The organism is Bacillus sp. NMCC46, from assembly GCF_002998465.1.
Lineage (GTDB): Bacteria > Bacillota > Bacilli > Bacillales > Bacillaceae > Bacillus.
Genome location: NZ_PVQZ01000003.1, coordinates 333,869 through 358,542 on the forward strand (window position 1 = coordinate 333,869; position 24,674 = coordinate 358,542).

The window sequence follows — 24,674 nt, forward strand, 5'->3', positions numbered from 1 at the left end:
AAGAGGACAAGCGTTACGCGCGCGTCCTCTTTTTTGCTTTATTCCGCATTTCTCGTACTATGTGCAAGCCTGCTTGATGCTGCAGCAGCAATGGCGCCGACAATGTCATCTAAAAAGGTGTGGCACTCGCCTGTGGATTTATCATTGAGTTTCCCGAGAATCCCTGGTTTTTCTTTATCGATATATCCGTAATTCGTAAAGCCGATCGAACCATAAATATTGACGATAGCAAAGGATAGAATTTCATCAACACCATACAGGCTTTCGTCTGTTTCTAAAATGGACTGAAGCGGCTCGGTTAGCTTTTTTTGCTCGGCTAGTACGTCTAGTTCGACGCCTGTTAATATCGCATTTTGGACTTCTCGTTTTGCGATGACACGCTCCACATTGTGGATGCATTCTGACATGTCTAAGCCAGGATGATATTTTTCCTGTAAAAAGTAGACAAGGTCTGCTATATCTTGAATGGATACGCCTCGTTCTTGTAAACGGCGTCTTGCTGTTTTTTCTACTTCGTTCATCTCATGATGATGCGGCATATATTCCTCACCCAATCCTCGTAATTTGGTCCACAACGTGTAAAAAGCTTCGGATAGTAAATAGTATTCATAAATCCCTCAACCTGCGACTACGATATGATAAGAGACGATCATATGAACGCAGGTGAAAACATGAAAGAAACCATTTATCACACATTTGGTATTGATGTGCGTCAATTTATGCCATATGGCAGTTATCAGAGCTTTCAAACGTCGGAGGCTCTCTTTATCATTGTTCCTGTGTCTCATTTGCGAGAAGAAGAACTCACAGAGCTGTATCATATCAGTCAGTATTTACTGAATGCCGGAGACCCATACGTCGCTGTGTTTGAATTAACAAATGAAGAGAAGCCCACCTTTACTCATGGAAAGGAGCTGTATGCTTTATTAAAGGCAGCACCGCCGATCTCAAGCAGATCGTTTCAGCAGGCATCAGAGCTGGCGGCCTTTCATGTCAGGGGAAGAGGATTTCCATATGAGGTATCTGAAACAAAACGTGTGGGAGCCTGGAAGGAATTGTGGGCAAAACGGTTAGATCAGCTTGAAGGCTTTTGGATGCAGCAAATGCACCAAAAACCACTGGAACGATTTGAAAAAAAATTCATCGAATCCTTTCCGTATTATCTTGGATTAACGGAAAACGCCATTCAATATTTAGTGGATACTGAGCTGGATGATGAACCGAGGGAATGTGACTCGGGCACTGTCTGCCACCAGCGTTTTTCGCGGAGGACTTGGCCGCATGAGCAGCCGCTTCGTTTACCTGTAGATTGGGTCTTTGATCATCCAACCCGAGATATTGCCGAATACTTAAGAGAAACCTTTGTGCAGCATAAGGAAGATTTAATTGAAGAAGGCTTCTCCTTTCTTCATCAATATGAGCAGGTGACACCTCTTTCTTCCTTTTCTAAGCGTTTGTTATACAGCCGCTTGTTGTTCCCGCTTCATTATTTTGAAATTGTGGAAGGCTACTACATGTCAGGAGAAAATGAAAAATCATATTATGAAGAGCGGTTAGATTACGTCCTAAATGATGCCAATCGCTATGAATACTTTCTGAAGGTCTTTCAAGAAATGAGTGCCATGCGAAGCGGCGAGAGCCCGATACCGGCAGTTGGCTGGATCACAGGTCCACGGATTTGAAGTTTCAGTGAACAGATGAAACGTCTCTTTTCTCTTGAGGCGTTTTTCGTTATGCTTAAAGAAATCAATCAAAGGAGTGTTCTTCTTGCCGAAACCTTATGTCTATATCACAAGAAAGCTGGATGAAGCATCACTTACACCATTAAAAGAAGTCGCTCATATTGAGATGTGGCCGAGCGAGGATGAGCCATGTCCAAGAGAAGAATTAGAAAAACAAGCAGCTCAAGCGGATGCGCTTCTCACCATGCTGTCAGATCAAGTAGATGAAGCCCTTTTATCAAAAACTCCAAATGTTAAGGTGATCGCAAACCTTGCTGTTGGCTATGACAATATTGATCTTGAGGCCGCTGAAAAGCGCAATATCACTATTTGTCATACACCGGATGTATTAACAGAATCCACGGCTGATTTAGCCTTTGCCCTTCTGATGGCGTCAGCTAGACGGATTGTCGAGGCGAGTGATTGGATTAAGGAAGGAAATTGGACAGGCTGGGGGCCTCTTCTTCTTGCCGGCGCTGATATTCATCACAAAACCCTTGGAATTGTTGGCATGGGCAGCATCGGAACAGCGCTTGCCAAGCGGGCAGCAGGCTTTGACATGAAGGTGCTGTACCATAACCGGTCAAGAAAGCCAGAGGCAGAAGCGCAGCTCGGCGTGACTTATGCGCCATTTGAGGAACTGCTTACGCAGTCTGATTTCATCGTCTGTCTGACCCCTTTAACCCCGGAAACAAAAGACATGTTTAATGAAAAAGCATTTGATCTGATGAAGAACTCAGCCTATTTTATTAATGTATCAAGAGGACAGATTGTGGATGAGGATGCTTTATATGAGGCGGTCACGACAGGAAAAATTGCCGGAGCCGGTCTGGATGTATTTAGACAGGAACCTGTCAGCCCGTCTCATCCGTTAACAACATTATCTAACGTCACGGTTCTCCCTCATATTGGAAGTGCAAGTGTCGAAACGAGAAAAACGATGATGCGTTTGTGTGCTGAAAATATTGCGCTTATCTTACAAGGTCAGCAAGCCAAAACGCCGGTTCGTTCATCATATAAGGCTCCCTGAGTTTCGGGAGCTTTTCTGACAAAAATATTTTGAAAATATAGAATCTTGATATAAATAGCTGTTAAGCGGTTTCATTCTGACAATCTCTTATTTTATTACCTTGTCAAAATGAGGATACCCCTTTATAATGTGTGTACATTGAATGTCTGTGTTAGGTTAACAAATGTCTTTTTAGAGAGGACATTGACGGAGAAAGGTGGAATTTCAGTTGAAGGCAATTCGAGTTGGACTATTAGGATTAGGAACAGTGGGGAGCGGTGTCGTCAAGATTATCCAAGATCACCAGGATAAATTAATGCACCAGATCGGCTGTCCGGTATTAATACAAAAAGTGCTTGTGAGCAATCCCGATAAAAAGAGAGATGTGGATGTGGCAAGAGAGGTCTTCACAACTGAAGTATACGATGTGATTAGAGATCCAGAGGTCGACGTCATTATTGAAGTGATGGGCGGCATTGAAGAGACAAAACAATATTTAATAGATGCGTTAAATGAGAAGAAGCATGTCATTACAGCCAATAAAGATTTAATGGCGCTTTACGGAACAGAGCTTTTACATGTTGCGAAAGAAAATGGCTGTGATCTTTATTATGAAGCAAGTGTCGCCGGAGGAATTCCGATTCTGCGTACGCTGGAGGAAGGATTGGCCTCTGACCGAATTACGAAGATGATGGGGATTGTGAACGGTACAACGAATTTTATTTTAACGAAAATGAACGTCGATAAAAGCGCATATGAAGATGTCTTAAAAGAAGCGCAGGATCTTGGCTTTGCAGAAGCAGACCCGACAGCTGATGTAGAAGGACTTGATGCAGCAAGGAAAATGGCGATTCTTGCAAGACTCGGTTTTTCCATGAATGTGGAATTAGAGGATGTGAAGGTCAGAGGCATCTCTGACGTTTCTGATGAAGACATTAATTTCAGTAAACGATTTGGCTACACAATGAAGCTGATCGGAATTGCCCAGCGGGACGGAGAGAAAGTGGAAGTCAGTGTCCAGCCAACCTTACTCCCTGATCACCATCCGCTATCATCGGTCAACAATGAATTCAATGCGGTGTATGTCTATGGAAGTGCTGTAGGAGAAACGATGTTTTACGGCCCTGGAGCAGGAAGTCTCCCAACGGCAACAGCTGTTGTATCAGACTTAGTCGCAGTGATGAAAAACATGCGCCTTGGCGTGAACGGAAGCGGATTTATCGCACCGCAGTTTGAGAAAAAGATCAAATCGCCATCGGAAGTATTTGCTCAGCAATTCTTAAGAATTCATGTCAGAGATCAAGTCGGGGCATTCTCCCGCATTACATCTATTTTTTCTGAAAGAGGCATCAGCTTTGAAAAGATCCTTCAGCTTCCTGTGAAAGGGCATGATGAGCTGGCTGAAATTGTGATTATTACACACCGGACCTCAGAAGAAGATTTCTCAAATATCCTGCAAAAATTAAACGATCTCGACGTGGTGGTTCAAGTGAAGAGCACGTACCGAGTAGAAGGGAACGGTTTAAGCTGATGAAGTGGAATGGACTTATTGAGGAATTCCAAGAATTCTTACCAGTAAACGAATCAACACCAAAACTAACATTAAATGAAGGGAATACACCGCTGATCCACCTTGCCAAACTTTCGGAAAAGCTGGGGATTGAGCTTCATGTGAAAACAGAAGGCGTCAATCCAACAGGCTCTTTCAAGGATCGTGGAATGGTCATGGCTGTTGCAAAGGCAAAAGAAGAAGGCAATGATACGATCATGTGTGCTTCGACAGGGAATACCTCTGCGGCGGCAGCGGCTTATGCAGCCCGTGCTGATATGAAATGTATCGTCATCATTCCAGACGGGAAAATTGCCTTCGGGAAGCTTGCACAGGCTGTGATGTACGGAGCAGAGATCATTGCGATTGACGGCAACTTTGATGATGCGCTGAAAATCGTCCGCAGCATCTGTGAAAAAGCGCCGATTGCTCTCGTTAACTCTGTCAATCCGTACCGAATTGAAGGACAAAAAACTGCGGCATTTGAAATCTGTGAGCAGCTAGGCTCGGCCCCGGACGTACTGGCGATTCCTGTTGGAAATGCAGGGAACATCACCGCCTACTGGAAAGGCTTCAAGGAATACCATGAGAAAAAAGGAACTGGACTGCCAGTCATGCGCGGCTTTGAAGCAGAAGGTGCAGCAGCAATCGTACGAAATGAAGTGATTGAACAGCCAGAAACAGTGGCAACTGCCATCCGTATCGGAAATCCAGCGAGCTGGAAGCAAGCTGTGGCAGCCGCAGATGAATCAAACGGAAAGATTGATGAAGTGACTGACGAGGAAATTCTTCATGCATATCAATTGATTGCACGTGAAGAAGGCGTGTTTGCAGAACCGGGCTCTTGTGCGTCTATCGCAGGTGTGCTAAAGCAGGTGAAATCCGGAGAAATCAAGCCAGGCAGTAAAGTTGTTGCGGTATTAACAGGCAACGGATTGAAAGATCCGAATACGGCAATTGATATTTCACAAATCAAGCCGGTCACACTCGATGCAGATGAAGATCAAATTCTTGAACACTTAGAAAAGGCCGCGCGCGTATGAGTAAAGCCTCCATGCTTTTTACAATCACAGTACCGGGAAGCACTGCCAATTTAGGACCAGGCTTTGATTCAGTTGGAATGGCGCTCAGCCGCTATTTAAAGCTATCGGTCTATGACCATGATAGCTGGCTGTTTGAAGCAGAAACAGATGTCGTGTCCGGGATTCCATCAGGCACCGACAACCTAATTTATCAAACAGCCAAAAAGGTCGCAGATCACTTTGGAAAAACACTCCCGCCTGTTTATGTCAAAGTGTGGAGTGATATTCCATTGGCACGGGGGCTGGGAAGCAGTGCTGCTGCAATTGTGGCAGCCATTGAGCTGGCCAATCAGCTTCTCGAATTAAATATGACAGATGATCAAAAGCTCTTTTTTGCAAGTGAGGTAGAAGGTCATCCAGATAATGCGGGTGCTTCTTTATTCGGCGGTTTACTGATTGGTCTTCATGAAGAAGACAAGACACATGCCGTCAAAGTGCAGCATGTGGATATAGATGTTGTCGTCGTGATTCCTTTTTATGAAGTGCTGACAAAGGATGCCCGTGATGTCCTGCCAGAGGATCTTTCCTATAAACATGCTGTCAGTGCGAGTGCTGTGAGCAACGTGCTTGTAGCGGCATTAATGACGCAGAACTGGCCGCTTGTTGGAGAAATGATGAATAAGGATTTATTTCATCAGCCTTACCGCACAATGCTCGTCCCAGAGCTGTCGAAGGTAGAGCATGTCGCTTCACTAAAAGGAGCGTATGGAACGGCATTAAGCGGTGCTGGACCGACGATCTTAACCTTAGTTGAAAAAGGGAAGGGAGAAGCGCTGAAAAAGCAGCTTGCCCAAAACTTCCCGCATTGCGAAGTAGATTTGCTGACGGTACCTGTAGAAGGTGTTGTCGTGGAGCATGATCCTGTCAATCAAGTAAAGAACGTGCTGTAAAAATGCACGTTCCCAGCGTGTAGACAAACCCTCGCATTCGGTGTCAGTCCTGCGTGCTGGTGCTCACGAATGTCAAATTCGCTCCGTGCCAGTACTCGTCCTTCCTAGACTGCAAAGGTTTTCTATCACGCTGAAAAGAAGAAAAAGAGCTAAAATAAAGATCATTTTAGCCCTTTTTCAATAATCTGAGAACGTGCTGTAAATCTGCACGTTCTTTTTTTATCTTTGTTTTTATAGGAAGAAGCAGGGATTATTATTTAGAGGATCGAACTATTTTTTATGCGTAAAAGGGGGAGATACATTCATGAAGAAATTGATGACGGCAGAAGATTTAACGAAGATTGTTTCTGTTTCTCATCCGGTTTATTCACCAGATGGAAAAAAAGCGGTTTTTACAAAAGTCACGGTGAATGAGAAAAAAGATGATTACAACATCCATTTATGGGTTCGAGATGAAGAGACAGAGGAGCTGTCACAATGGACATTTGAGGATGGAAAGCATCATCAGCCAGTGTGGTCAAAAGACAGCAGGCAGCTTGCTTTTATTTTGCAAAAGCCAAAGGAAGTTCCTCAGCTGGCACTGATTCAGAGCCAGGGAGGCGGTGTGCGCACCTTAACGGCGATTCCATACGGGGTATCTCATCCTGTCTTTTCACCAGATGGAGCTTTCATTTATGCGGCTGTGTCACTGAAACAATCAGAATCTGTTCATGATGAAAAAAAGGAAGAGCGAGATGATTTCGCTCCTGCGGTATATGATGATTTGACCTATAAAGCTGATGGCAGAGGTTATTTAGATGGGCGTTTCACGCAGATCATTCAAGTGGATACCCACTCAGGAGAGGTAGAGGCTGTCACGAGCGGGCATCATCATCATGTGAGTCACACGGTCTCTCCGTGCGGGAAATGGCTTGCCTATATTCAATCAAATCCTAAGTTACCTTACATAAGTGACGTGTGCCTCCTGTCATTAGAGGACAGTACGACAAAGAAAATCACACAATCAGCTGGCGCTTATTCCACCGTGTCTTTTTCTCCAAATGGAGAGAGCCTCGTGTATATCGGACATGAGCGCGAATTTCAAAATGCTACCTTCCCAGCATTATGGCTGTATGATCTGAAGGAAGAAAAAGTAATTCAGCTGTCAGAAATGCTCGATATGTATGTGGGCAACTGTATGGCAGGAGATAGCGTCATGGGCGAAGCCAATCAGCTTCCGCAGTGGACAAAGGATAGCCAGGGGTTTTATGCGCTTGTTTCTGATCAAGGCAGTACAGGGATTTATTATTTCTCCGTTGAAGGCTTAGCCTATCCAGTTCGATTAGAGGCAGAATATATTACAAACTTCAGCCTTCATCCAGATGAATCCAAATTGCTGCTCAGCCGGCTTACGCACGTTTCACCAAGTGAGCTGTATGAGCTGACATTAGGGGAGGCGGATCTAAAGCAAATCACGTTCGAGCATGACACCTTTCTTAAGGAGCATGTCCTATCGGTACCAGAGCCATTTTCGTTTCAGTCAAAAGAAGGTGATGAGGTGCATGGCTGGTTTATGAAGCCTTCCCAAATGGAAGACGGGAAGAAATATCCGCTCATTTTAGAGATTCATGGTGGACCGCATGCGATGTATGGTTATACGTATTTTCATGAATTTCAAATGCTCGCTGCTGAAGGCTATGCCATCGTATATATCAATCCTCATGGCAGTCATGGATACGGACAGATGTTTAGCGACCGTGTGAGAGGAAGCTATGGTGGCGTTGATTATAAGGATGTCATGCAGGCTGTTGATCATGTGCTCAAAGCCTATGATTTACTTGATGAAACGAGGCTCGGAGTAACAGGCGGCAGCTATGGCGGTTTTATGACAAACTGGATTGTCGGGCAAACCGACCGCTTTCGCGCAGCCGTCACACAGCGGTCCATTTCAAACTGGATTAGCTTTTATGGCATTAGTGACATCGGTTATTACTTCACAAGATGGCAGATTGATGGGGATATTTATGATTCCGCCGATAAGCTATGGGACCGTTCGCCGCTAAAGTATGTGAAGCAGGTGAAGACGCCGCTTCTCATCTTGCACAGCGATGAAGACTATCGCTGCCCAGTTGATCAAGCAGAACAGCTTTTTGTAGCACTGAAGGAGCTTGGGAAAGACACAAGGCTCGTCAAATTCCCGAAGGCATCTCATGATTTATCCAGAAGCGGCCATCCGGGGCAGCGTATTCAAAGACTGACCTTTATGAAGGACTGGTTTAGAGAGAAGTTAAGCTAATAAAAAACGATCCAATTCGGGTCGCTTCAGCGTGATGACAAACCCTCGCATGCCGTGTCAGTCCTGCGTGCTGGTGCTTATGAATATCAAATTCGCTCCGCGCCAGTACTCGTCCTTCCTAGAATTCAAGGGTTTTCATATCACGCTGACAAAGGGCTAATAATGAAAAAAACGACCCGAATTCGGGTCGTTTTCATGTCATATATGAATTAGAAAACCTGTTCAACTTCTACAACGCCAGGCACTTCTTCTAATAATGCGCGTTCAATACCGGCTTTCAATGTAATGGTTGAACTTGGGCAGCTGCCGCATGCACCAAGAAGACGTAATTTCACAATGCCATCTTCAATGTCTACAAGCTCACAGTCTCCACCATCACGTAATAGAAATGGACGAAGTTTGTCCAGTACTTCCTGTACTTGGTCTTTCATTTCGACTTCAGTCATTAGATATAATCGCTCCTTTCACAACATATCACCATTATATTCATCTGGACGATAAAAATCTATTGATTGGTTTCAAAGTTTCCTTCTCATTATAGCACAATCTCATCTTGAAACAAAAAGTGATTTTGACTTTTTTCATACAGAAAATTCAGCTAAAATAAAGAAAGAATAGGGGGCTTGCCAAATGAATCAAACCGTTGATCTTTATGTATATGGAAGAGATGTACTGTGCGCTAGCTGCGTGAATCTGCCTTCTTCAAAAGACACATTTGAGTGGTTAGATGCAGCGTTAAAAAGAAAATATCCGAATCAGCCGTTTCGCATCACATATATTGATATTGAGCACCCGCCAGAAAACGAACGCCAAAAAGAATTATCTGAACGAATTCTTGATGATGAATTCTTTTATCCGCTTGTCTTAGTGGAGAATCAAATTGTTGGAGAGGGCAATCCAAAATTAAAAGACATTTATCAAGAAATGGAGAAATATGGATACAAGGAGAGCAGTGAATAAACTGTTCTTTTTTTGAGAAAACAAACAGAATAAGCGTTCCTTTTTAGGTTGAAAAAGAACGTTTGTTCGATTATAATCAAATGAAAGGAGCGTGAGCATTATGAATTATTTACTGAAACAATCTCTTCATCAGCAATTACCAATTGAGATGATTTATATGAAGAAAAACGGAGAGTGCACGAAGCGTAAAATCATTGTCCACCGTCAAACAGACCAGCTTATCCAAGCGTATTGTTTATCGAAGAAAACGATGAGAACCTTTCGTAAAGACTGCATCCTTGCCCTTGCTCCGATCAAATTGACCCGTTCATCGGCACATGCCGTTTCATAGAAAAAAAGCTCCCTCGTCATGAAGGAGCTTTGAGAAAAAATTCACATGATGTTAGCCATTGTGATGCTTGTACATCCAAAGGAGTCCGGATTTTAGAAGTCTTGGTACACGGCCAATAAGTGGACGATCTGCTACTAAGCCAAAGCCGGCTTTTTTCCCTAAAGATCCTAAGACACCTTTTAGCTTAAACTGAGGATAAGCCTCAGGAAGCGGCTCGTTTTTCCAACGTTTTTGCAGAGATTGGACAATTTGTTCTGCCTGCGCCTCGGCAAGCTGTGCACTTGGGGCATGCGGCAAGCTTGCGCAATCACCCACGACATAGACATGCTCATTTTCAGGGAGATTGTGATGAGGTGTTAATACGACGCGACCTTGTGCGTCTTTTTCAACATCCATCTCCCGTACCACTTTGCTTGGCTGAATGCCTGCTGTCCATACGATGACCTCTGCTTCAATGGCGTCATCATGGTTGTAAACAACACCTTCTTCAACCTTCGTAATATTGGCACAGTTAATGATCTTTACGTCATTTTCTTCAAACCACTTTTGCACATATAAACTTAATCTTTTTGGGAAGCTTGATAGAATCAGCTCTCCGCGGTCAAAAAGAATAATGTTTAAATCAGCACGGCTTTCTCTTAATTCACTGGCTAGCTCTACCCCGCTAAGTCCAGCACCGACGATACCAACCGTTGCACCTGCACCCAAATTGTTTAATTTGTTATACGTATGTCTTGACTGATCAATGGTTTGAATACTGTATGTATGTTCTTTCGCACCAGGGACATTATGATACTTGTCCTCACAGCCGAGTCCAATCACCGTGTCGTCATAAGGAATGGGTTCACGGTCGCTGAATAAGATCTGTTTGTTTTCAATATCAATTTTTTCTACTTCCCCATATTGAATATCCAGCTTCGGATGCTCTGGAAAAGATACTCGGATGTGATGATCAGAGATTGTTCCAGCAGCGAGTGCATAATATTCTGTTTTTAAACAGTGGTAAGGATTTCGATCAACTAATGTGATAGTAACATCATCAGGTAATTGATTTGGCAATAAGCGGTGGAGAACCCGCATATTCCCGTAACCTCCGCCGATCAAGACTAAATTTTTCATGACGATTCTCCTTTTCCCCGTAGACATTGAAAAACACTTATACTAAAAAACTTTAAGTTAAAATACCAAATAAAATTATATCGAATTTACTGTGAAACCACAATAATTGTTTCAAAATAACCTACATATTCATTAGTTAGTCCTAAATAGTAAAACATTTTACGAGGAATAGGCGTAACGATACAGATGAAGCTCATGTTTTGACTAATAGAAGGAATTTCGGTAGGATGGTAAAGCAATGTGAGGTGAAGCAAAGTGTTCCCACTGATCGAATTTTGTGTAAGTAATCTTGCACAAGGGTCTCAAGAAGCAAAAGAGAAGCTTGATAAAGACCCAAACCTAGACGTTATGGAATACGGCTGTTTAAGCTATTGCGGCAAATGTATGGACTCCCCATTTGCACTTGTGAATGGAGAATTTGTTTCAGGAGAAAATGCAGAGCAGCTAGTCGAGCGTATTTATGCTTTTATAGAGGAAAATGAGATGTTTTAAATGCACCACATGGGTCATGGGGTGCATTTTTTTCACACTTTAAGCTTCCATTTTTAAGGAGAATTAATAGAAAGCGCATCCAATATGTTATGCTAATAAAATATCATCAAAATGAAGCATCACACGAGAGAAAAAGAGGCATATGCATAATAAAAGCCCTTTGCCATGGCAGCAAAGAGCTTCTATGTATGAAAAACGGGGGATGATAAGATTGTCTCCTGAATCGACTCCTTTTATACTATAAAGAAACAACATTTTTGGAGGAAGCTCATGACATCATTTCAATTCACGAAAATGCACGGATTAGGAAATAATTATATATACGTCAATCAGATGAAGGAACAGCTTCCAGAAGAGCAGCTATCAGAGATAGCGATCCGCGTTTCTTCTGTTTATACAGGAATCGGTTCAGACGGAATGATCCTTATTTGCCCATCAGATGTTGCACCTGTGAAAATGCGCATTTTCAACAATGATGGATCAGAGGGTAAAAACTGCGGCAACGGTCTGCGCTGCGTCGCAAAGTATGTGTATGAGCATCAAATCGTAACAGACACAACGTTCCAGATTGAGACATTGTCAGGACTTGTTGAAGCGACCGTTCATGTACAAGATGATTACGTTCATTTAGTGACAGTAGATATGGGAAAACCTCGTTTTGAAAAAGAAGCGATGCCGATGCTTGGTGAACCAGCCAGCACAACGATTCATGAAGCACTTGATTTTGGCACTGTGACTTTAAATGGAACGGCTGTTTCAATGGGAAATCCGCACATCGTTTTTTATTTAGAGGACATTGAAAAGGCACCGCTTGATACAATTGGGCCAATCATCGAAAAACACGACATGTTCCCAGAAGGCGTCAATGTAGAATTTGTAGAAGTGGTCAGTGAAACAGAACTGCATTTTCGTGTGTGGGAAAGAGGGTCTGGCATTACTCAAGCCTGCGGAACGGGAGCTTGCGCTGCGGCTGTATCCACGATTGTGAATGGACAGGCGAAAAAAGAAACGGACATGACGGTTCACTTAGCAGGCGGAGATCTCATCATTTGCTGGAAAGACAACGACCATGTGCTCATGACAGGGCCTGCTGAAACGATTTGTGACGGCACATTTTATCTGTAAACCATTTATTTGAGAAAAGGCACCATCACGTTTATAATTGAAAAGAAACATCCAGTCAAAAGGAGGGATGATCATGAGTACACCAGTAACCATTACAGAAGCTGCTGCACTGCAGATTAAAGATATGATGAAAGAACATGAAGAAGAAAATGCGTTCCTACGAGTGGGCGTAAAAGGCGGCGGATGCAGCGGTCTTTCATACGGCATGGGCTTTGACCATGAAGTTTCAGAGAAAGACACGCAGTTCGAACAGCAAGGCATCCAGGTCCTTGTCGACTCCGAAAGCCTTGATATCATGAACGGCACCATCATTGATTTCAAACAATCACTAATGGGCGGCGGTTTCACCATCGACAATCCGAACGCCATTGCTTCATGCGGATGCGGTTCTTCTTTCAGAACAGCAACGAATACCGGTACGCCGGAAGAGTGTTAACAACTGATCATGGATTAAGATAAGCCTTCTTGTTCGTTTGTTTTTATAAACAACACGATCGAGGAGGCTTTTTTGATGAGGAAAATCAACCAAAAAAAGACACTCATTCAGTGTCTCTTTCTCATATTGCTTCTTCTATTTTCAACAGTTCTTTATCCAGGACATCCACCAACTCTTGGGTGCTAAACACTTTATTGCCATCTTCCACATGGACTTCAATCACAATTTTAATATTTGCGAGTTTTTCATGGTACCTCACTTCAAAAGTGCCCATTTTTTTCGTTTCATTGTTTTTATTCATTTTTTGAACTTTGGAGAGTATCTGTTTGATTTCTTCATCACTCAAACCAGAATCTAAAATTGAAGTGGGCACATGCTTTAAAAAAGGTCCTAGTTGATCAACATCAATATTCAATCCTGCTGCGAACTGAGCATAATGTTTGTTATAGTCTTTTGCAAACAGTTCTACTGAGCCACTAATCATCAGTAATAAGCTCAAACTGATCAATAAACGCTTTAACATCTTTCTACCTATCCTTCATATGATCTTCTTTATTTCCTATATCGGTTGATCAGATGAAACCTTCATTGATGCCATTATCTCTTCAACAATTTATAAATCGCTCAATTTTGTTACAGCTTGCTCTCACAACTGGCTATTTCCACTTGAAAAGAGTATCATGAGAACCAAACATAAACTGTAGGTAGAAAAGAGGTTGCTGAGGTTTGAGTGAACAAATCAATTGCAGGAACTGTCATGAACTGATTCCGTATCGTTCCAAAACGTGTCCAGCTTGCGGGATTGAGAAGCCGCTTCCGAAAAAGGAACGTGTGAAGGATCGGGTGATTTTGGTTGTGGCAGGGATTGTTGTGGTGCTGCTTGCTGCAATGGTACTTGGAATGGCGAATGCCTATATTGGGGTTTTTAAATAAACGAAAAAGGAGTTCCGCTAGTGGGAACTCCTTTTTTTGATCCGCTTTTATTTGTTTTCAAATAAGCTTGTGGAATGAAGAGGCTGTACACGGGCTTTCGGGTCCATGTAGGCTTTCGCATTGTTGACAGCCGTTGGTGCTTCACCAAATCCGCTGGCAATCAATTTGACTTTTCCTTCATACGTACAGATGTCTCCTGCCGCATAGAAGCCTTCAATGTTTGTTTCCATTGTGGATTTCACGACGATCGAGTTCTTTTCGATTTCAAGACCCCATTGCTTAATTGGTCCAAGGGAGGAAACAAAACCGAAGTTGACGATCACGTCGTCCACATCAAGCACTTGTTTTTTGTCGCCTTTGACTTCCTCCAGCACAATCTGTTCAATGCGGTCTTCACCAATGAGCTCAGTTGGGACAAATGGCGTCACTACATTGACTTTCGAATTGTGCAGGTTTTCTACACTGTGCTCATGGGCGCGGAATTTATCACGGCGGTGAATAATGGATACTTCTTTTGCGATAGGTTCAAGCATCAGAGCCCAGTCCACTGCAGAGTCTCCGCCGCCAAGAACGGCCACACGTCTGCCGGCAAATTGGTTCAAATCATTAATGAAGTAATGCAGGTTGCTTCCTTCAAATGATTCTGCTGCACCTAGCTCAAGCTTTCTCGGTTGGAATGCACCGTTACCAGCTGTGATGATGATCGTTTTAGAATAATGAATCTCTTGATTTGTCACAAGTTTAAAAATGCCATCTGCCTGCTTTTCAACCGTTTCAACTGCTTGCTCTAAGCAAATGGTTTGATCAAATTTATCCATTTGTTCCTTTAAGTTATCAACTAATTCTTGTGCGCGGATTTTTGGAAAACCAGCCACATCATAAATGTATTTTTCAGGGTAAAGAGCGGATAGTTGACCGCCGAGCTGAGGAAGGCTTTCAATGATTTTCACACTTGCCTGTCTCATGCCTCCGTAAAACGCAGTAAACAATCCAACTGGGCCGCCCCCGATAACGGTAATGTCATATACCTTAGAATCTTCTTGCATTCCTTTAATCCTCCCAAATGAAAATTGTTATCACTATATCATATCATACCACATATCGTCGTTTGACTTGTTTTGAAAAACTTGTCGTTTTTTGATGCCGAAGCTTTGAAAAAGAGGAAAAAGCGAGAAAGACCGTTTATCATAAGGATTTTCAGTTTAAAGCCTTGAAAATTGGAGCAGAACTCGCTATTATTGTTAAGGGAACTAAATATTAATTTTTTATGAATTTTTGTCGGATACGGTCAAATGCTTTCGTTTTATGTAGGTGAAAGTTCAGATTTTCACATACTTATTTTTTTGTTTAAATTTCATAAAATGCCGGAAAGCGGTTGAGAATAGCAATATGTAATTCTTTATCCGTTTTACAGCAAATTTAAAAAAGGTGGATGTGATTCCAGTGAATAAACCGAAAATCGTTGTATTAGGTGCAGGTTATGGCGGATTAATGACTGTAACAAGATTAACAAAACAGCTTGGCACAAATGATGCGGACATTACTCTTGTGAACAAGCATAATTATCATTACGAAACAACATGGTTACATGAAGCAAGTGCAGGTACACTTCATCATGACCGCTGTCGTTATCAAATCAAAGATGTGATTAACAGTTCCCGTGTCAACTTTGTACAAGCAACAGTTGAAAGCATTAATAAGGAAGCAAAGAAAGTTGTGACATCAGATGGCGAACTTTCTTACGACTACCTTGTTGTTGCACTTGGTGCTGTTCCTGAAACATTTGGTATTGCAGGACTGAAAGAATATGCATTCTCAATCTCTAATATCAACTCTGCTCGTCAGCTTCGTGAGCACATTGAGCTTCAATTTGCGACGTATAATACGGAAGCTGAAAAACGTCCAGAGCGCTTGACAATCGTTATCGGCGGTGCAGGCTTCACAGGTATTGAGTTCCTTGGTGAGCTTGGAAACCGTGTGCCTGAGCTTTGCAAAGAGTATGATATTGATCAAAAAGACGTACGTATCATCTGTGTAGAAGCTGCACCAACAGCTCTTCCAGGATTCGATCCTGAATTGATCGACTATGCAATGAACTACCTTCAAGGTAAAGGTGTTGAGTTCAAAATTGGTACAGCAATCAAAGAATGTACGCCTGAAGGCATCATTGTTGGAAAAGACGATGATACAGAAGAAATCAAAGCTGAAACTGTTGTTTGGGCTGCTGGTGTACGCGGTAACCCAATCGTTGAAGAAGCTGGATTTGAAAACATGCGCGGCCGCGTAAAAGTGTCTCCAGATCTTCGTGTACCAGAAAATGATGATGTATTCATCATCGGTGACTGTTCATTGATCATCAATGAAGAAATCAACCGTCCATACCCACCAACTGCACAAATCGCGATGCAGCAAGGTGAAACAGTAGCGAAAAACCTTGCAGCACTAGTTAAAGGTGGTTCTCTTGAAAGCTTTAAGCCAGACATCAAAGGAACAGTTGCTTCTCTTGGTGAACACGACGCTGTAGGTGTTGCGTTTGGTAAAAAACTTCAAGGAACAAAAGCTTCTGCAATGAAGAAAATCATCGACAACCGTTCTTTATTCATGGTTGGCGGCCCAGGACTTGTTCTGAAAAAAGGAAAATTCAAGTTCTTCTAAACCTTAATAGACAAAAACGTGTATCCTCGTGATACACGTTTTTTTTATGACGTATGGCATATTTTCTTACTTGGTCATCGGCAGCAAAGTATGTTATGATGAATTATCAGAAAATTTAGATTAAGGGAGTGAGCAATATGAATGCACAAACAAAAGAAAAAAAATCCACCTGTCAATATTGTTCGGGGAAAGGGTATTTTCAGCTATTGCTCGGCGGATCTGAAACATGTGAGGAATGTAAAGGGACAGGAAAGAAGCTTTAATCCATCTGCTTTTTCCATTGATTGACTTCATCTCTATTTCCAAGTTAAACTAATGATGGGATATTTGGGGGTGGAGATGAAGTGATCAGTTTACCAGTCGTTATCATTTCAGTTATTTTATTTTTCGTGTTATTCTTCGGCATTGGCTTTTTGCTCAATATGCTGCTGAGAATGTCATGGATTATGGCTATTTTATATCCAATTGTATGCCTTTTCATTATCAATAATCAAAAGATGATCGCTTATGTCAGAGAACCGGGCATTGCTTTTTCAGGGATAGGAGAACGCATTGTCTCTCTCGCTGCGGCAGATATCATTATCTTGTTAAGCGGTCTGATTGGTGCAATTGCATCAGGTTTTGTCATCAATGCACTTCGAAAAAGAGGGTATCAAATGTTTTAACTCACTTGTAGACATGCAAGTGGGTTTTTTTGTTTCTCCTTTGCATAGTTTCCATTTTGTTTGGAAACAAATAGATGGGTAGAGGAGTGACAAATAAAGATGAAAACATGGATGAAACGATTGTTCATGACAGCCCTTTTCATGCTTGCTCTCTTGACAAGCTTTACGGGCATATCTGGAGTTGAACCAAGTGATTTAGCTGTCTGGGTGAAAGAGACTGATCCTGTTAAGCAAGTATCTTCTTTTTTCCAACAGCAAAAAAGGGAAACGATGGCACTCAAAAGTGATGACTTGCGGGCTGTTTCTCTCGAAGAAGCGTTTAATTGGAACGATTACCCGAAGCAAAAGGTTGTCGCCACAGGTTATACAGCAGGTGTGGAATCAACAGGTAAAACGAAGGAACACCATGCATATGGCATTACATATTCAGGCGTCAAAGTGAAACGTGACTTATATTCAACTGTGGCAGCAGACCCATCAGTCTTTCCGATTGGAACCGTGCTGTTTATCCCAAACTATGGCTACGGAGTGGTCGCAGATACGGGAAAAGCCATTAAAGGTCATAAGCTTGATTTATACTATGAAACCGTAGATGATGTGTATAGAGAATGGGGTAAAAAAGTGCTTGATGTGTATATCATCAAAAAGGGCGAAGGGACGTTAACGGAAAAAGACTTAAACCAGCTCAATGAAGCAGAATCAATGCAAGTGTTCCGTCAGCAGTTTCAAGCCAATAAAGAATAAAAAAGCTTTGGACAAGTTTTAGGTCCAAAGCTTTTTTCGCTTCTACATGAAGTAATAATCTAAGATGAGTGTCAGTAAGATCCCTGTTAAGCCGCCAAAGAAGACTTCAATCGGCTTATGACCAAGAAGCTCTTTTAATTTCTTTTGCTTTTCTTTTTCTTCCGCACTCGGGAAATTCTTTGCTTCAGAAACAAATCGGTTAAAATCTGTCACCAGCTTGTTAAGTACAGTCGCCTGTTCTCCTGCCTGTCTGCGCACACCTGTCGCATCGAACATGGTAATAATGGCAAAGATGGCGGAAATGGCAAAGATAGATGTATCTAGCCCGTGCTCTAAAGCCACTGCTGTTGAGAGTGCTGTTACGGCTGCGGAGTGTGAACTTGGCATTCCGCCTGTGCTTGTAATGAGCGACCAATCTAGTCGTCTAGAAATGATAAATTGAATCGGTACTTTTACAAATTGAGCAAAAAAGATGGCTGCAAGGCTGGCAAGCAGCGGAAAATTCATCAGTACGCTCATGAACAAGAAACATCCTCTCTGTAAGAAAAAATATGGTGCGAAATGATGGACTGTGTACCCTAGTAAGATGAAAAAATGATAGCAGTATCAAATGCTGCCAAGTCCATGTTCAATTATAACATTAAAGAAAGTAGATGTGGAACGAGGAGAATGCAGGCGGGCTGCACAAGTTTTCATCGCTTTTTTCATGATGCCCTTCCGCGTGTGAAAATATAAATGTTCATTAAGTAAAGACAGACTGGCAATGATCGTATAGGCACGTAAATTTTGATATAATAGAAGTTCCAATGTGAAAAATGGAGTTCATTGAAGGAGCGTGTGATAAATATGTTTTTCTCGACAAATGAATTGCAGCATAAAGATACACTGGTGATCGGACTTTTTCAAAAGAGCCAATTATCAGGAAAAGCAAAAGAAATGGATGAATTACTTGAAGGAAGAATCACTGAATTATTAAAAGAAGGCGATATTTCATCTAAACGAAATCAGCTTTCGAAGTTTTTCCCATCCCCTGAGACAGGCATCAAACGCATTTATTTTGTCGGACTTGGGAAGGAATCAGATTACACGTTTGAAGAGGCAAAAGAAGGGTTTGCCCATTTATTTAAAAAGCTCCATCAAGATAAAAAGCAAGCGGTTTCGGTCTTGCTGGACACGTTTATTGGAAAGGATCTGCCTGCCCAAGATGCAGCCCATGCCCTTTCTGAAAGCTGCCTTTTAGCTACATATGAATTACAAGATTTTAAACATAAAACAAATGAACCGGATCGCTTTATCGAGTTTGTTTATGCGACGACGGAGCATGATACAGCTGAAATTCAGGCGAGTCTGAAAGTGGGCGAGGTCTACGGACAGTCCGTCAATTCGGCCCGTACTCTTGTGAATATGCCGCCGAACATGCTCACATCCTCTGATCTGGCTTCGTACGCGGCAGAGCTTGCGTATAAATACGAATTTGAGATTGAAATTTTAGATAAAGAACAGATGGAAGAGCTCGGAATGGGCGGTATTTTAGCCGTCAATAGAGGCTCAACCGAACCGCCAAAGCTCATCGTATTGAAATATCAAGGCAAGGAAGAATGGACAGACGTCATCGGGCTTGTCGGTAAAGGTATCACGTATGATACTGGTGGCTATTCTTTAAAGCCAAGAGCCAGTATGGTTGGGATGAAAACAGATATGGGCGGTTCAGCCTCTGTTTTAGGCGCCATGGAAATCATTGGTGAACTGCGCCCAGAGCAAAATGTCATTGCTGTCATTGCCTCGACAGACAATATGATCTCAGCTGACGCCATGAAACCGGATGACGTCATTGTGTCACTTAGCGGTAAAACAATCGAAGTGCTGAACACGGATGCAGAAGGCCGTCTTGTTTTAGCAGATGGGGTGACATATGCGAAGCAGCACGGTGCCTCTGTCCTTGTAGACGTGGCCACATTAACAGGCGGGGTCATTGTGGCACTTGGAAATGAGACAACAGGCGTCATGACGAATAACGATGAACTATATGCTCAGTTTAAAGAGGCATCAGAAGAATGCGGTGAAATGATTTGGCAGCTGCCAATCACTGAAAAAGATAAAAAGCGCGTACGAAACAGCAAAATGGCGGATCTCAATAACTCACCAGGCCGCGATGGTCATGCGATCATGGCAGGAGCATTCATTGGTGAATTCGCTGAGGATACGCCTTGGGTTCACTTAGATATTGCAGGAACAGCAACAACAGAAAAGCCTTCATGCTTTGGGCCAACAGGGGCGACAGGTGTGATGGTGAGATCATTGGCCACATTTGTGGAACGATTTGAAGGAAAGAAATAAAGGATCAGGCTCTGCCAAATGGCGGGGCTTTTTTTATGTAGGACATACGCCATTTGACGAAGAAAATTTTCTATGGTAACATACGTTGGTACTTTAATTATCTACTACATTAGTAAACTAAAGGATTTCGGAGGTTTCACCATGAATGCAGTTGTTTTAGCGGTTGTTTTAATGTTGATATTAAGCTTGCTGCGGGTCAATGTCGTGATTGCGCTGGCACTCGGTGCTTTAGCTGGCGGACTTGCAGGTGGATTAGGCCTGGGAGGAACAGTGGAAGCCTTTACTGACGGGCTCGGAGGAAATGCGACAGTTGCCATTAGCTATGCACTTTTAGGGGCATTTGCTGCGGCGCTGACAAAAACGGGTCTTCCAGATGCCATGGTTGAAGGAGCAGTGAAGCTTTTAGGAAAAGAAGGCGACTCAAGAAGAAAAACATTATCAAAAGTACTGATCATTCTTGTGATTTTGATCGTATCTTGTTTTTCACAAAACGTCGTTCCTGTTCACATTGCCTTTATTCCGGTCTTAATTCCGCCATTATTAAAAGTGTTTAACGAGCTTCAAATTGACCGCAGACTGCTAGCGTGTGTCATGACCTTCGGACTCACTGCACCATATATTTTACTTCCAGTCGGTTTTGGACAGATTTTCCACGGAATGCTCCGTGATAATATGAAGGATGCAGGTCTAGCTGTGAATTTAGCAGATATTCCATATGCAATGCTGATCCCTGTTGGGGGGATGGTCCTAGGATTGATCGTCTCCCTTTTCGTGTATCGTAAGCCAAAAGTATATGAAGATCGCGACATTACAGATGTAGAGAAATCAGCGTATACGAAAAAAAGTCTATTCTTTGCTGGTCTTGCCATCCTCGTGTCATTGATTGTCCAGCTTTATCTGTCTCAAAGCCTTGGCGTGGAAGGTATGATCTTCGGTGCACTTGCAGGACTGCTTGTCTTGTTTGTGACCGGAATGATGAAACGCGATGAAGCAGATCAACTGATTACATCTGGAATGAATATGATGGCATTTATCGGTTTTGTCATGCTTGTTGCGGCTGGATTTGCCAACGTTTTAACCAAAACAGGAGACATTGAAACGCTTGTTAAAGCATCTTCACAATTTATCGGCAACAGCCAGAGCCTCGCGGCAATTTTAATGCTGCTTGTGGGTCTGCTTGTTACAATGGGGATCGGATCATCATTTGCAACGATTCCAATTATTACGACCATCTTTGTTCCACTTTGTTTACACCTAGGGTTTAGCCCAATGGCGACAATTGCAATTATCGGTTCAGCTGCGGCTGTTGGGGATGCAGGTTCTCCTGCAAGTGACAGTACGCTTGGACCGACATCTGGATTGAATATGGATGGACAGCATCACCACATTTGGGGTACTTGTGTTCCAACATTCGTATTTTATAATGTACCGCTTGTCCTGTTCGGCTGGATTGCGGCAATTATTCTTTAACATAAAAAGCTTGTAGAAAAACGTTGTTTTTTCTATAAGCTTTTTTGTGATGTTTTCTCCATTTTTTTGCTGTCCAAAGATGAAAAAATAATTAGGACAAAAGTATGAATTAAATGAATCTTTCTTCCTCTTTCTTACGTATATATGCTGATAAAAATGAAAAGGGGAAGATGAGAGATGTCATTTTTTAAAAAGCTAGCGGCAAGTGCTGGGATTGGTGCAGCGAAGGTAGATACCATTTTGGAGAAAAACGCTTATTATCCAGGTCAAGAGGTAAGGGGAACTGTCCATGCAAAGGGCGGGAAAATCTCTCAGGACATCCGCTATATCGATGTCAAGATTCAAACGCAATATGTGATTGTGCAAGATGATGAAGAGCGTAGAAAATATGTGAACATCTATTCTTTACGGGTGACGGATTCTTTCATCATCCAGCCTGGCGAAAAGCATGAATTTCCGTTTTCATTTATTCTTCCTATTGATACCCCGATGACTATCGGAAAAGTAGAAATTGCAGTGATGACAGACCTTGATATCCAAGGCGGAATCGATAAATCTGACTATGACCGTATTTTTGTTGAAGCACATCCTTGGGTGAAAAATATACTGGAAGCCACTAGAAATCTAGGCTTCCACTTGAACGAAGCGGACTGTGAACAAGCACCTTACTTCCAGCGTCGTCTGCCATTTGTTCAAGAATTTGAGTTTATTCCGACATCAGACTACTATCGCTATATGCTTGATGAGTTAGAGCTGATTTTTCTGATAGATGAGAATGGATTAGACGTTATTTTCGAAGTCGACCGCAGAGCAAGAGGCCTGCGAGGGTGGCTGGAGGAAATGTATAATGACGGAGAACAGCTTGTACGCTACCGCTTCAGTCAATCAGATCTTGAAGATGTAGAAGCGCTTGAAGGAATGCTAGAAGAAATCATAGATCAATACGCTGAGTAATGATGAAAAAAGAGCTTGAATGAAGACAGGCTCTTTTTTCTATGATCCACTTGAAGATGATGTCTGCACTTATGACGCAGCTTGTTGTTTTCGAAAGGATGTGGCTTTTGATACAGAGCGATAAATTTTAGGTGCCAGCATCGCAAGTAATATGGTCAATGCGTAGTCTTTCACCATAAACCAGATCATAAAGAACCATGTGGTTTGATAGGAAATGGGTGCATTCAGCCACACATTTAATGCGAGGTACGTATAAGTCGTTCCGATCACATACATGACGGTCGTACCTGCAATAGCTGCAAGCAAAAAGCGGCCAAAGCCAGGATTTTTTCTTTTTTCTAAAATGAATCCAGCTAGCCAGGCAGCAGGAATATACGATAATACAAAACCACCGCTTTTGCCTAAAATAACCCCAAAGCCCGCTGAGAACTGTGCGAATACAGGTGCACCAGCAATTCCAACTAAGGCATATACAATCATAGCCAATGCGCCAAGCCGTCTGCCGAGCAAGAGACCAGCAAGTACACAAAAAAACGGCTGCATTGTAAGTGGAATTCCGCCGACCTGCAAAAACGGCACAATGGATGTGATATTGGCTCCAATAGCCATGAGTGCAGCAAACATTCCGACTAGCACAAAATCAGCGGTTCTTGTTTTCTGTTGCATGATGTTTCCCCCTGTCTTATCTTACAAATAGATTAAGGGGATGAGAAGTATTTGTCAACCTGTTTTTATTATTGGTTAACAAAAAACCCACCCATGAAAAGGGCGGGTCTGTATTAAGCTTCTGTCATAGAAGACGCATCGATCGCTTGATGAACAGGCACATAATCATAGCCGAGATCACGAGCGACGGCTTCATATGTGATATGTCCGTTCATGACATTGACACCTTCTGCGATGGCTTTGTTTTCTTGAATGGCTTTTGCAGCGCTTTTATTAGCAATTTGCAGTGCGTAGGGAACGGTGACATTCGTTAAAGCAACAGTTGATGTCCGTGGAACTGCTCCAGGCATATTGGCAACTGCATAATGTAAAATACCGTGTTTTTCATAAGTAGGCTGATCATGTGTTGTGATATGATCTATTGTTTCGACAATGCCGCCTTGGTCAATCGCTACGTCTACTATGACGGAACCAGGCTTCATTTGCTTCACCATTTCTTCCGTCACAAGCGTTGGTGCTTTGGCACCTGGGATCAGCACCGCACAAATGAGAAGGTCTGCCTCACTGACTGAATCAGCAATGTTTACTGGGTTAGACATTAACGTTTTCATTTGATGACCAAATTGATCGTCCAGCTGACGCAAGCGTTCTGCGTTTACGTCAATAAGAGTGACATCTGCGCCAAGCCCAATCGCCATTTTCGCTGCGTTTGTTCCAACAACACCGCCGCCTATAATTGTGACCTTCCCTCTTGATACCCCTGGTACGCCTGCGAGCAAGATGCCTTTACCGCCTTTTGGCTTTTCTAAAAATTGTGCACCGATTTGAGCGGACATTCTGCCCGCCACTTCAGACATAGGTGTTAAGAGAGGGAGTGATGTTCCGTCCGTTACTGTTTCATAAGCAATAGCTGTGACGCCTTTTTGTTTTAATGCTTCAGCCAAGGAGGGCTCTGCGGCAAGATGCAGGTACGTAAATAAGATGAGTCCTTCTCTGAAATATGAATATTCCTCAGGTAATGGTTCTTTTACCTTCATGATCATATCAGAAGATGCCCACACATCTTTCGCTTGATCAAGAATTTCTGCACCAACAGACACATAATCGTCATCAGTGAATCCGCTTCCAAAACCAGCGTTTGTTTCAATTAAAATCTGATGTCCAGCTGAAAGTAATTGAGAAGCTGCTCCTGGTGTTAATGCCACTCGGTTTTCATTGTTCTTAATCTCTTTCGGAATGCCGATGATCATGTTTATTCCTC

General features: G+C 42.6%; 26 protein-coding genes and 1 pseudogene. 19 read left to right on the plus strand and 8 right to left on the minus strand.

The annotated features are described in order from the left end of the window. Positions 1–38: 38 nt before the first annotated feature. Complete coding sequence (locus C6Y01_RS11240) at positions 39–539, minus strand: phosphatidylglycerophosphatase A family protein (protein ID WP_034659876.1); 501 nt, start codon at positions 537–539, stop codon at positions 39–41. Positions 540–653: 114 nt separating this feature from the next. On the opposite strand from C6Y01_RS11240, the gene yutH reads away from it, so the two are divergent. The 6 genes from yutH (at position 654) to C6Y01_RS11275 (ending at position 8,526) form a co-directional block, all read left to right on the plus strand. Then, positions 654–1,682, plus strand: a complete 1,029-nt coding sequence (gene yutH, locus C6Y01_RS11245; RefSeq protein ID WP_034659875.1) for a spore coat putative kinase YutH — start codon at positions 654–656, stop codon at positions 1,680–1,682. Positions 1,683–1,767: 85 nt separating this feature from the next. Continuing rightward, the gene (locus C6Y01_RS11250; protein WP_106038212.1) at positions 1,768–2,751 is read left to right on the plus strand and encodes a 2-hydroxyacid dehydrogenase; all 984 of its coding nucleotides are present in this window, start codon (positions 1,768–1,770) and stop codon (positions 2,749–2,751) included. A 208-nt stretch (positions 2,752–2,959) separates the two neighbouring features. Continuing rightward, complete coding sequence (locus tag C6Y01_RS11260) at positions 2,960–4,261, plus strand: homoserine dehydrogenase (protein WP_034659873.1); 1,302 nt, start codon at positions 2,960–2,962, stop codon at positions 4,259–4,261. Next, positions 4,261–5,322 carry a threonine synthase gene (gene thrC, locus C6Y01_RS11265; RefSeq protein ID WP_024423361.1) on the plus strand — a complete coding sequence of 354 codons (1,062 nt, stop codon included), beginning with the start codon at positions 4,261–4,263 and terminating at the stop codon, positions 5,320–5,322. The genes C6Y01_RS11260 and thrC overlap by 1 nt, the downstream gene beginning before the upstream one ends. Further along, positions 5,319–6,251 (plus strand): homoserine kinase, encoded by a 933-nt coding sequence (gene thrB, locus C6Y01_RS11270; RefSeq protein ID WP_034659872.1) that lies wholly within the window; start codon positions 5,319–5,321, stop codon positions 6,249–6,251. The genes thrC and thrB overlap by 4 nt, the downstream gene beginning before the upstream one ends. A 304-nt stretch (positions 6,252–6,555) precedes the next feature. Further along, positions 6,556–8,526, plus strand: a complete 1,971-nt coding sequence (locus C6Y01_RS11275; protein WP_106038214.1) for a S9 family peptidase — start codon at positions 6,556–6,558, stop codon at positions 8,524–8,526. Between the two features lie 209 nt (positions 8,527–8,735). On the opposite strand, the pseudogene C6Y01_RS11280 reads toward C6Y01_RS11275, so the two are convergent. Next, positions 8,736–9,035, minus strand: a pseudogene (locus C6Y01_RS11280) (NifU family protein). A 121-nt stretch (positions 9,036–9,156) separates the two neighbouring features. Between C6Y01_RS11280 and C6Y01_RS11285 the strand changes: the two are divergent. Together C6Y01_RS11285 and C6Y01_RS11290 are read left to right on the plus strand one after the other, a co-directional pair. Continuing rightward, positions 9,157–9,486, plus strand: coding sequence for a YuzD family protein (locus C6Y01_RS11285; protein WP_034659870.1), 330 nt, complete (start codon positions 9,157–9,159; stop codon positions 9,484–9,486). Between the two features lie 100 nt (positions 9,487–9,586). Beyond that, a complete protein-coding gene (locus C6Y01_RS11290; RefSeq protein WP_106038215.1) occupies positions 9,587–9,817 on the plus strand; it encodes a hypothetical protein in 231 nt (76 codons plus the stop codon). Positions 9,818–9,868: 51 nt separating this feature from the next. Here C6Y01_RS11290 and C6Y01_RS11295 read toward each other — a convergent pair whose 3' ends face one another. Then, a complete protein-coding gene (locus C6Y01_RS11295; RefSeq protein ID WP_106038216.1) occupies positions 9,869–10,936 on the minus strand; it encodes an NAD(P)/FAD-dependent oxidoreductase in 1,068 nt (355 codons plus the stop codon). 255 nt (positions 10,937–11,191) lie between these two features. Between C6Y01_RS11295 and C6Y01_RS11300 the strand changes: the two genes are divergently transcribed. The 3 genes from C6Y01_RS11300 (at position 11,192) to erpA (ending at position 12,989) form a co-directional block, all read left to right on the plus strand. Continuing rightward, the gene (locus C6Y01_RS11300) at positions 11,192–11,428 is read left to right on the plus strand and encodes a YuzB family protein (RefSeq protein ID WP_003213414.1); all 237 of its coding nucleotides are present in this window, start codon (positions 11,192–11,194) and stop codon (positions 11,426–11,428) included. 270 nt (positions 11,429–11,698) lie between these two features. After that, on the plus strand, positions 11,699–12,553 hold the full coding sequence (gene dapF / locus C6Y01_RS11305) for a diaminopimelate epimerase (protein ID WP_106038217.1): 855 nt from the start codon (positions 11,699–11,701) through the stop codon (positions 12,551–12,553). Positions 12,554–12,626: 73 nt separating this feature from the next. Further along, positions 12,627–12,989 (plus strand): iron-sulfur cluster insertion protein ErpA, encoded by a 363-nt coding sequence (gene erpA / locus C6Y01_RS11310; RefSeq protein WP_012011138.1) that lies wholly within the window; start codon positions 12,627–12,629, stop codon positions 12,987–12,989. Positions 12,990–13,110: 121 nt separating this feature from the next. Here erpA and C6Y01_RS11315 read toward each other — a convergent pair whose 3' ends face one another. Next, on the minus strand, positions 13,111–13,512 hold the full coding sequence (locus tag C6Y01_RS11315) for a hypothetical protein (RefSeq protein ID WP_106038218.1): 402 nt from the start codon (positions 13,510–13,512) through the stop codon (positions 13,111–13,113). A gap of 203 nt (positions 13,513–13,715) precedes the next feature. On the opposite strand from C6Y01_RS11315, the gene C6Y01_RS11320 reads away from it, so the two are divergent. Beyond that, on the plus strand, positions 13,716–13,922 hold the full coding sequence (locus C6Y01_RS11320; RefSeq protein ID WP_012011136.1) for a hypothetical protein: 207 nt from the start codon (positions 13,716–13,718) through the stop codon (positions 13,920–13,922). 47 nt (positions 13,923–13,969) lie between these two features. Here C6Y01_RS11320 and yumC read toward each other — a convergent pair whose 3' ends face one another. Next, a complete protein-coding gene (yumC, locus tag C6Y01_RS11325) occupies positions 13,970–14,968 on the minus strand; it encodes a ferredoxin--NADP reductase 2 (RefSeq protein WP_034659862.1) in 999 nt (332 codons plus the stop codon). 391 nt (positions 14,969–15,359) lie between these two features. Here yumC and C6Y01_RS11330 point away from each other — a divergent pair, with 391 nt between their 5' ends. The 4 genes from C6Y01_RS11330 to C6Y01_RS11340 all read left to right on the plus strand — a co-directional run bounded on the left by C6Y01_RS11330 (position 15,360) and on the right by C6Y01_RS11340 (position 17,986). Continuing rightward, positions 15,360–16,577, plus strand: coding sequence for an NAD(P)/FAD-dependent oxidoreductase (locus C6Y01_RS11330; RefSeq protein ID WP_189318699.1), 1,218 nt, complete (start codon positions 15,360–15,362; stop codon positions 16,575–16,577). A 137-nt stretch (positions 16,578–16,714) separates the two neighbouring features. Continuing rightward, positions 16,715–16,840: a YuiA family protein gene (locus tag C6Y01_RS18945; protein WP_159049984.1), complete on the plus strand. Its 126-nt coding sequence runs from the start codon at positions 16,715–16,717 to the stop codon at positions 16,838–16,840. A gap of 81 nt (positions 16,841–16,921) precedes the next feature. Next, the gene (locus C6Y01_RS11335; RefSeq protein ID WP_034659859.1) at positions 16,922–17,242 is read left to right on the plus strand and encodes a YuiB family protein; all 321 of its coding nucleotides are present in this window, start codon (positions 16,922–16,924) and stop codon (positions 17,240–17,242) included. A 99-nt stretch (positions 17,243–17,341) separates the two neighbouring features. Beyond that, positions 17,342–17,986 carry a 3D domain-containing protein gene (locus C6Y01_RS11340; protein WP_034659858.1) on the plus strand — a complete coding sequence of 215 codons (645 nt, stop codon included), beginning with the start codon at positions 17,342–17,344 and terminating at the stop codon, positions 17,984–17,986. Positions 17,987–18,028: 42 nt separating this feature from the next. Here the strand turns inward: C6Y01_RS11340 and C6Y01_RS11345 are convergent, their stop codons facing one another. Further along, on the minus strand, positions 18,029–18,505 hold the full coding sequence (locus C6Y01_RS11345) for a divergent PAP2 family protein (protein ID WP_034659857.1): 477 nt from the start codon (positions 18,503–18,505) through the stop codon (positions 18,029–18,031). 327 nt (positions 18,506–18,832) lie between these two features. Here C6Y01_RS11345 and C6Y01_RS11350 point away from each other — a divergent pair, with 327 nt between their 5' ends. The 3 genes from C6Y01_RS11350 to C6Y01_RS11360 all read left to right on the plus strand — a co-directional run bounded on the left by C6Y01_RS11350 (position 18,833) and on the right by C6Y01_RS11360 (position 22,747). Next, positions 18,833–20,323, plus strand: a complete 1,491-nt coding sequence (locus tag C6Y01_RS11350) for a leucyl aminopeptidase (RefSeq protein WP_095285826.1) — start codon at positions 18,833–18,835, stop codon at positions 20,321–20,323. Between the two features lie 141 nt (positions 20,324–20,464). After that, positions 20,465–21,793: a Na+/H+ antiporter family protein gene (locus C6Y01_RS11355; RefSeq protein ID WP_034659853.1), complete on the plus strand. Its 1,329-nt coding sequence runs from the start codon at positions 20,465–20,467 to the stop codon at positions 21,791–21,793. Positions 21,794–21,970: 177 nt separating this feature from the next. Then, positions 21,971–22,747, plus strand: coding sequence for a sporulation protein (locus C6Y01_RS11360; protein ID WP_095285827.1), 777 nt, complete (start codon positions 21,971–21,973; stop codon positions 22,745–22,747). A gap of 69 nt (positions 22,748–22,816) precedes the next feature. Here the strand turns inward: C6Y01_RS11360 and C6Y01_RS11365 are convergent, their stop codons facing one another. Then, positions 22,817–23,413 carry a biotin transporter BioY gene (locus tag C6Y01_RS11365; RefSeq protein WP_003212636.1) on the minus strand — a complete coding sequence of 199 codons (597 nt, stop codon included), beginning with the start codon at positions 23,411–23,413 and terminating at the stop codon, positions 22,817–22,819. A gap of 113 nt (positions 23,414–23,526) precedes the next feature. Continuing rightward, a complete protein-coding gene (gene ald, locus C6Y01_RS11370; RefSeq protein ID WP_034659850.1) occupies positions 23,527–24,663 on the minus strand; it encodes an alanine dehydrogenase in 1,137 nt (378 codons plus the stop codon). Between the last annotated feature and the right edge of the window lie 11 nt (positions 24,664–24,674).

Bases quoted from the DNA above. Each gene is read 5' to 3' on its own strand.
- C6Y01_RS11240 (WP_034659876.1), bottom strand. From the start codon at position 539: ATGCCGCATCATCATGAGATGAACGAAGTAGAAAAAACAGCAAGACGC.
- yutH (WP_034659875.1), top strand. From the start codon at position 654: ATGAACGCAGGTGAAAACATGAAAGAAACCATTTATCACACATTTGGT.
- thrC (WP_024423361.1), top strand. From the start codon at position 4,261: ATGAAGTGGAATGGACTTATTGAGGAATTCCAAGAATTCTTACCAGTA.
- thrB (WP_034659872.1), top strand. From the start codon at position 5,319: ATGAGTAAAGCCTCCATGCTTTTTACAATCACAGTACCGGGAAGCACT.
- C6Y01_RS11275 (WP_106038214.1), top strand. From the start codon at position 6,556: ATGAAGAAATTGATGACGGCAGAAGATTTAACGAAGATTGTTTCTGTT.
- C6Y01_RS11285 (WP_034659870.1), top strand. From the start codon at position 9,157: ATGAATCAAACCGTTGATCTTTATGTATATGGAAGAGATGTACTGTGC.
- C6Y01_RS11290 (WP_106038215.1), top strand. From the start codon at position 9,587: ATGAATTATTTACTGAAACAATCTCTTCATCAGCAATTACCAATTGAG.
- C6Y01_RS11295 (WP_106038216.1), bottom strand. From the start codon at position 10,936: ATGAAAAATTTAGTCTTGATCGGCGGAGGTTACGGGAATATGCGGGTT.
- dapF (WP_106038217.1), top strand. From the start codon at position 11,699: ATGACATCATTTCAATTCACGAAAATGCACGGATTAGGAAATAATTAT.
- erpA (WP_012011138.1), top strand. From the start codon at position 12,627: ATGAGTACACCAGTAACCATTACAGAAGCTGCTGCACTGCAGATTAAA.
- C6Y01_RS11315 (WP_106038218.1), bottom strand. From the start codon at position 13,512: ATGTTAAAGCGTTTATTGATCAGTTTGAGCTTATTACTGATGATTAGT.
- yumC (WP_034659862.1), bottom strand. From the start codon at position 14,968: ATGCAAGAAGATTCTAAGGTATATGACATTACCGTTATCGGGGGCGGC.
- C6Y01_RS18945 (WP_159049984.1), top strand. From the start codon at position 16,715: ATGAATGCACAAACAAAAGAAAAAAAATCCACCTGTCAATATTGTTCG.
- C6Y01_RS11340 (WP_034659858.1), top strand. From the start codon at position 17,342: ATGAAAACATGGATGAAACGATTGTTCATGACAGCCCTTTTCATGCTT.
- C6Y01_RS11345 (WP_034659857.1), bottom strand. From the start codon at position 18,505: ATGAGCGTACTGATGAATTTTCCGCTGCTTGCCAGCCTTGCAGCCATC.
- C6Y01_RS11350 (WP_095285826.1), top strand. From the start codon at position 18,833: ATGTTTTTCTCGACAAATGAATTGCAGCATAAAGATACACTGGTGATC.
- C6Y01_RS11355 (WP_034659853.1), top strand. From the start codon at position 20,465: ATGAATGCAGTTGTTTTAGCGGTTGTTTTAATGTTGATATTAAGCTTG.
- C6Y01_RS11360 (WP_095285827.1), top strand. From the start codon at position 21,971: ATGTCATTTTTTAAAAAGCTAGCGGCAAGTGCTGGGATTGGTGCAGCG.
- C6Y01_RS11365 (WP_003212636.1), bottom strand. From the start codon at position 23,413: ATGCAACAGAAAACAAGAACCGCTGATTTTGTGCTAGTCGGAATGTTT.
- ald (WP_034659850.1), bottom strand. From the start codon at position 24,663: ATGATCATCGGCATTCCGAAAGAGATTAAGAACAATGAAAACCGAGTG.